This is a genomic window from Streptomyces niveiscabiei (assembly GCF_001419795.1).
Taxonomy (GTDB): domain Bacteria; phylum Actinomycetota; class Actinomycetes; order Streptomycetales; family Streptomycetaceae; genus Streptomyces; species Streptomyces niveiscabiei.
In genome coordinates, this window is sequence record NZ_LIRL01001129.1 from 1 (window position 1) to 6655 (window position 6655).

General features: G+C 69.8%; 5 protein-coding genes. 2 read left to right on the plus strand and 3 right to left on the minus strand.

Going from position 1 to position 6655, the window contains the following annotated elements:
• Positions 1–470, minus strand: a 470-nt coding sequence (locus AOK24_RS40910; RefSeq protein WP_159052172.1) for a LacI family DNA-binding transcriptional regulator, incomplete at its 3' end; no start/stop codon positions are given.
• Between the two features lie 101 nt (positions 471–571).
• Complete coding sequence (locus AOK24_RS40915; protein ID WP_055724976.1) at positions 572–1519, minus strand: multicopper oxidase domain-containing protein; 948 nt, start codon at positions 1517–1519, stop codon at positions 572–574.
• A gap of 179 nt (positions 1520–1698) precedes the next feature.
• On the opposite strand from AOK24_RS40915, the gene AOK24_RS40920 reads away from it, so the two are divergent.
• Positions 1699–4155, plus strand: coding sequence for a ThuA domain-containing protein (locus AOK24_RS40920; protein ID WP_206191353.1), 2457 nt, complete (start codon positions 1699–1701; stop codon positions 4153–4155).
• Between the two features lie 50 nt (positions 4156–4205).
• Positions 4206–6344 carry an OmpL47-type beta-barrel domain-containing protein gene (locus AOK24_RS40925; protein ID WP_055724978.1) on the plus strand — a complete coding sequence of 713 codons (2139 nt, stop codon included), beginning with the start codon at positions 4206–4208 and terminating at the stop codon, positions 6342–6344.
• A 35-nt stretch (positions 6345–6379) separates the two neighbouring features.
• Here the strand turns inward: AOK24_RS40925 and ligD are convergent.
• Positions 6380–6655, minus strand: a 276-nt coding sequence (gene ligD, locus AOK24_RS40930; protein ID WP_478078789.1) for a non-homologous end-joining DNA ligase LigD, incomplete at its 5' end; no start/stop codon positions are given.

Genomic DNA, 6655 nt, shown 5'->3' on the forward strand with positions numbered 1-6655 from the left:
GGTCGTCCCCCGATCACCATCGGCACCCCGGCCCTCTGGATCAGCGCGGGCAGCGGGTCGTCGAGGTGCAGGGAGAAGACCAGGGCGCCGTCCACATGCCCGCCCGCCAGATAGCGGGCCACCCGCGCGTGGTCGTCCCGGCCCTCCGTGAGCAGGAGGACGAGTTGGTTGTCGTGGGCCGTCAACTCCTTGCTGATGCCGCGGAGTTGGCGGCCGAAGAAGGGGTCGACGAAGACGCGGGTCTCGGATTCGGCGATGACGACGGCGATGGCGTCGTGGCGTCGGGTGACGAGGCTGCGGGCAGCCTGGTTCGGGACGTACCCGAGTTCCTCCACCGCGCGGCGGACGCGTTCGACGAGGGGTTCGCGTACCCCGTCGCCGCCGTTCACCACGCGGGAGACGGTCGCCCGCGACACTCCGGCCCGCGCGGCCACGGCCTCCAGAGTGGGGCGCGGGGCGGTGTCCGTCACGTCGTCTCCTCCAGGGCCGGTCTGCGGTCCAGAGTAGTCACCGCGCCCGTGCCCGGACTCAACAGCCCCCCGGCAGGGGGAAGTTGCCCCCTTCACCGCTCTCAGTGCTCGTGTCCCTCCCCGTGCCCGTGCTCGTACCCGGGAATGGTCCCGTCCGTCTTCTTCACGAGGAACAGTCCCACCATCCCCATGTCGGAGTGGCTCTGGACGTGGCAGTGGTACATCCAGGCGCCCGCGCCCACCCCTTCCCCGGCGATGACCTGGAACCCGAACGAGTCGGCGGGTCCCACGATCTTGTTGTCGATCACGCGCGTGGGGTCGTCGGGGCCGGTCAGCAGGCCCGTGCGGTTGTCGGCCCAGCGGTGCCCGTGCAGGTGGAACGTGTGGTAGTACTCGCCGTGCGTGATCATGACGAACTCGACCCGGTCCCCCACCGTGGCCTCGAAGTCGGGCCCGGAGTGGGCGGGCCGGTTGTTGATGAGCATGTCGTTGAAGACGATGGTGTGGGTCGCGTCGGGCAGGACGTCGCCCTTGCGGCGCACGATGACCGGCCCGTACAGGCCCTTCCGGATGCCGACGGTGCCGTGTTCCGTGCCGACGACGTGGTCGTGGTAGTGCCAGTACCCGGCGCTCCCGGGCCGCCAGGTGCCGTCCGCGCGGCGCCCGGGGAGGTGTGTGCGCCAGGTGTACGTGCGGGTCGCGCCGGGGGCGACGTCGCTGTGGTTCATCTTCGTGCCGTCGCTGGTGATCTCGTAGTCGAGGCCGTGGACGTGGAGGCTGACGGGTACGTCGAGGGTGTTCTCGAAGGCGATGTGCACGGTGTCGCCCTCGTACAGCTCGATGAGCGGGCCGGGGACGGTGGCCTTGCCCTTCTCGAAGCCGTAGCCGAGCTGTCCGTCGGGGAGTTTCTCGGCGTACATCGTGAGGTGGCGGACCGTGCCGCCGGGAGGCGCGGCGGCGGCGCTGCGGGTGGTCGGTGCGAGGCTCAGCGAGGCGGCTGCGGCAGCGCCTCCGAGCAGGGTCCGTCGGTCGAAGCCGCGTCCGTCCACGCCTCAACTCCCCATCGTGAGAAGGGTTGCCTGTGATGAACCTGTGAGACGGTACCGACCTTGAGGCTGTTTATCCACACTCAGGACAAAGTTCGAGGTATTCCGGCCTTAGGTGTTGGCGAACGACACAAAGGGGTCTAGCTTCCTTGGCGCTGTCCGCCGTGACCGAGGAGGTGCCCGTGCACTTACGAGGATCGAGCACGAGAAGACGGATCTGGCTGGCCACCGGGGTGGTCGTCGCGGGGCTGCTGTCCGCGCCGGCCGCCGCGCAGGCTCTGCCACCCCCGACAACGCTGTCTGTGAAGTCGCCGCCGGGCGGCGCGGATGTGAGGGTGCTGGTCTTCTACGGTTCGGCGGCGGCCGGTGAGGAGTCGCCGGTCGTGAACGCGGGGATCGCGGCGATCGAGCGGATCGGCCTGACGGGTCCGGCGGACCAGCGGTTCGCGGTGGACGCGACGGACGACGCGCGGATCTTCACCGACGGTACGGCGCTGGGGAGTTACAACGCGGTCGCGTTCCTGACCGGGGGCGGCGACGTCCTCGACCCGGACCAGGAGGCGGGCCTTGAGGCGTACATGGAGGCGGGCGGCGGTTTCCTCGGCGTCCATGACGCGGCGCGCGCCGAGCCGTACTCGGACTGGTTCACCGGCCTGATCGGCGCCCGCCCGGCCGCGTCGAGCCCAACGGCCGTACAGCGCGCGGTGGTTGAGGTCGGGGACCGGCAGCATCCGGCGACCAAGGACGTGCCGGTGCAGTGGAAGCGGGCGGACCGGTGGTTCAACTGGGCGAAGAACCCGTCCGGCGAGGTGCACACGGTCGCCCGGGTACGCGAGCGGTCGTACCAGCCCGGTACGGGTGCCAACGGCGCCGATCATCCGGTGAGTTGGTGCCGTGACTACGACGGCGGCCGGTCCTTCTACACCGGGATGGGCGGGACGGTGTCGTCGTACGACGAGACCGAGTTCCGGGCGCATCTGCGCGGCGCGCTGCTGTGGACGACGCGGCTGGCGCAGGCCGACTGCAAGGCGACCATCACCGCCAACTACCGTGCGGAGCGCCTGACTCAGCCGAACCAGCCGGGTCAGAACGACCAGATCGGGGAGCCGCACGGGCTGGTGACCGCGCCCGACGGACGGGTGCTGTACATCGGGCGGGGCGGCGCCGACTCCTCCCAGCCGGTGGTCACCGACTGGAGCGACCCGGCCATCGGCAAGGGCAAGGGCGAGGTCCACGTCTACGACCCGAGGACCAAGAAGGTGACGCTGGCGGGGGCGTTGACGGTCTTCGGCAACAAGGGCGGCGGCGACGAGCTGGTCAAGGTCGAAGAGGGCCTGCTCGGCATCGAGCTGGACCCGCGCTTCGAGGACAACGGCTGGGTGTACCTGCACTACACGCCGCACTCCCAGCTGAACCGGGACACGCGGATGGCCGAACGCCGCGTCTCCCGCTTCACGTTGGACCTCGCGACGAACAAGCTGGACCTGGGCAGCGAGAAGGTGCTCCTCAAGTGGCCGGTGCAGGTGCACAGTTGCTGCCACGCGGGCGGCGGGATGTCCTGGGACTCGAAGGGCAACCTGTACATCGCGACCGGTGACAACAACTCCAGCCAGTTCAGCGAGGGTTACTCCGGCAACAACCCGGCGCCGAACTACAAAGGCGTCTCCTTCGCGGACGCGCGCCGCACCGCCGGGAACACCAACAACCTCAACGGCAAGATCCTGCGCGTCCACCCGGAGCCCGACGGCACGTACACCCTCCCGGCGGGCAACCTGTTCACCGGCAGGGAGACCGCCGAGGGCGGCGGCAAGACACGCGGCGAGATCTACGTGATGGGCGTCCGCAACCCGGCGCGCATCTTCGTCGACCAGCGGACGGACATCCTGTACGCCGGGTGGGTCGGCCCCGACGCGGGCTCCCCCTCGACGACGTGGGGTCCGGCGAAGTACGACACGTTCGCCGTCATCACCCGTGCGAGCAACCGGGGTTGGCCGTACTGCATGGGCAACAAGCAGCCCTACCGGGACCGCAATCTGCCGGACCCGTCGAAGCCGCTCGGCTGGTACGACTGCGACCATCCGAGGAACGAGTCGCCGAACAACGACGGGCTGGTCAACCTGCCGCCGGTCACCGGCAACAACATCTGGTACTCCCCGCAGGGCGGCGCCCCGGACTATCCGCGCGACGCGAACGGCATCCCCTCCTACCAGCAGTCGCAGGCCACCTACCTGCTGCCGTGGCTCAAGGGCGGCGGCCAGGCCGCGATGAACGGCCCGGTCTACCGCTACGACGCGGCGAGCACGAGCACCGCCAAGTGGCCGTCGTACTGGGACGGCAAGTGGTTCGTCGGCGACTTCTACGACGCCGACCAGCCGCGCAACGCGGTCGTGATGGACCCGGCGAACCAGGGCGACGGCGGACTCCCCGTGCACTCCGAGTCGCTGAAGAAGATCGTGCCGGTCGGCAACGACCGCATCAAGAACCTCATGGACTGGAAGTTCGGTCCCGACGGCGCGCTGTACGTCCTCGACTACGGCCGGGGATTCTTCACCTCCGACGCCAAGTCGGCGCTGTGGAAGGTCACTTACACGGGCGGCGGGCCGACGCCCGCCGCCGGACAACTGGCGCGGGGGTGGTGACGGTGAGACGACGGCAGCGCCTGTGGACGGCCCTGCTGGCGGCCGTGCTGATGGTGCTGGGGCTCCAGGCCCTGCCCAGCAGCGCACGCCAACAGGCCGCGCAGGACCAGGTGTTGACCTGGACGGCCGGTGACGACATCGCGAAGTACACGTCGGCGCCGAAGACCGCCGTGGCCGGAAAGGCGACGATCGTCTTCGAGAACAGCGCGGCGACCGGCAACACGACGGGCATGCCGCACACGCTGACGTTCGTGACGAGCGACCCCGAGTTCAACAGCGACGTCCAGCTCAACATCCTGGCCAACCCGTTCGACGACACGGGCGGCCGGCACACCGCCGAGGTGACCCTCACCCCGGGCCGCTACTTCTACCACTGCACGATCCCCGGCCACGGCCAGATGCAGGGCATCCTCGTGGTGACCGAGGGCACCGGCGAGGACACAACGGCCCCTGAGACCAATGCCGTTGTGTCGGGCACCCAGAACGCGCAGGGCGAGTACGTCGGTTCGGCGAGCGTCGCCATCACCGCGACGGACGCGGGATCGGGCGTCGACCGGATCGAGTACGCGATCGGCGCCGAGGACGTCTGGCGGCCGTACACCGCGCCGATCGTCGTCGACCAGGTGGGCCAGTACAGCGGGCGCTACCGGGCGTTCGACAAGGCCGGGAACGTGTCGGCCGAGAAGAGCGTCCGCTTCACGGTCGTCGCCCCGCAGAGCGACGACACGACCGCGCCGGAGACCTCGGCGACGGTCGGCGGCGAACAGCGGCCCGACGGAACGTACATCGACATGGCGACCGTCACCGTCACGGCGTCCGACACCGGTTCGGGCGTCAACACCATCGAGTACGCGGTGAACGACGGGAGTTGGCAGCCGTACACCGCGCCCGTGATGGTGCACCAGCTCGGCACGCACACGGTCCGCTACCGGGCCACCGACAAGGCGGGCAACGTCTCGGCGGCGAAGTCCGTGCAGTTCACGGTGGTTGCCGCGCCCGCGCCCGACACGGTGCCGCCGGTGACCGGTGTGACCGTCGCCGGGACGCGCAACTCCGACGGCGCGTACGTCGGTTCGGCGCGGGTCACGGTGAGCGCGACGGACGAGGGCGGTTCGGGGGTCGACCGGATCGAGTACTCGATCGACGCCGGGCCCTATCTGGCGTACGGGGCGCCCGTGGTCGCCGACCGGGCGGGCACGCACACGCTCGCGTACCGGGCGACGGACCGGGCCGGGAACACGTCGGCGGCGCGGAACGTCACCTTCACGGTGGTCGGGAGCCAGGTACCGGCGCCCAACTGCCCCGAGTTCGACGAGCGGTTGGCCGTGATCGTCGGGACGGTCGACTCCGGCGTACCCAACCGGCTCACCAACAGCCGGTGCAGGATCAACGAGTTGATCGAGGACGAGAAGGAGTGGACGTCCCACGCGCTGTTCCTCAAGCACGTGAAGACCGTCCTGGACGGGCTGTTCAAGGACGGGGTGGTCGACGAGCGCGAGTACGACGCGATCGACGCGGCGGCCCGGGAGTCCGGGATCGGCACGCCCGGTCAGACCGAGGGCTACCGCACGATCATGGACGGGACGGCGGGTTCGTTCGCCAAGTGGCAGCAGGTGGGCGGCGGTTCGTTCGCGCTGAACGCGGACGGCTCGATCACCAGCGGCACCACCCGGTCGGGCCTCGGCATGCTGTGGTTCCCGCAGCGCACGTACGGCGACTTCTCGCTGCGCCTCCAGTGGCGTGACGACGCGCCGGGCACGGGGAACGCCAACTCCGGTGTGTTCGTGCGGTTCCCGTGGGTCCACGACCACCCCGAGGAGTCGCGCCCGGAGTGGGTGGCCATCAAGTACGGGCACGAGGTCCAGGCGTTCGACTCGCCCACCGGCGACATGTACAAGTCCGGGTCGATCTACGGCTTCGACCGGGTCGGGCTCGCCGGGGCGCAGGTCACGCAGAAGGGCACCTGGAACGACTACGAGATCAGGGTGGTCGACCAGCACTACTCGGTGTTCCGCAACGGCGTGCTGATCAACGAGTTCGACAACATCGGCGGTCAGGTCTTCGAGCCGCCGCGCGGTGACGATCCGGGGACCGACGGCCGGCGGTACGCGGCCGGGTACATCGGGCTCCAGGTCCACGGGACGACGGACGTCGTGTCGTACCGGGACGTCAGGATCAAGGAGTTGTAGCCCACCGGCCTCGACTCGCCTGTGGTTGAACGGCGTTACTCGGTGCGGGCTCGGCTCGGCTGGACCCGCTTGGGTTCCCCCGGCATCTTGGGGTACTCGGGCGGGTACGGCAGATCGCCGAGCCCGTGCTCGTGCTCGTCCCGGCGCGCCAGCTCCAGCAGGGCGTCCAGCGCGTACGCGTGATCGTCCATGTCCGCGTGCACGTCGCCGAGTTCGGCGAAGCGGGCGGGCATGGTCGCGAGGTCGAAGTCCCGGGGGTGCGCGTCGTCGAGTTCGTCCCAGCGCAGGGGGGCGGAGACGGGGGCGTGCGG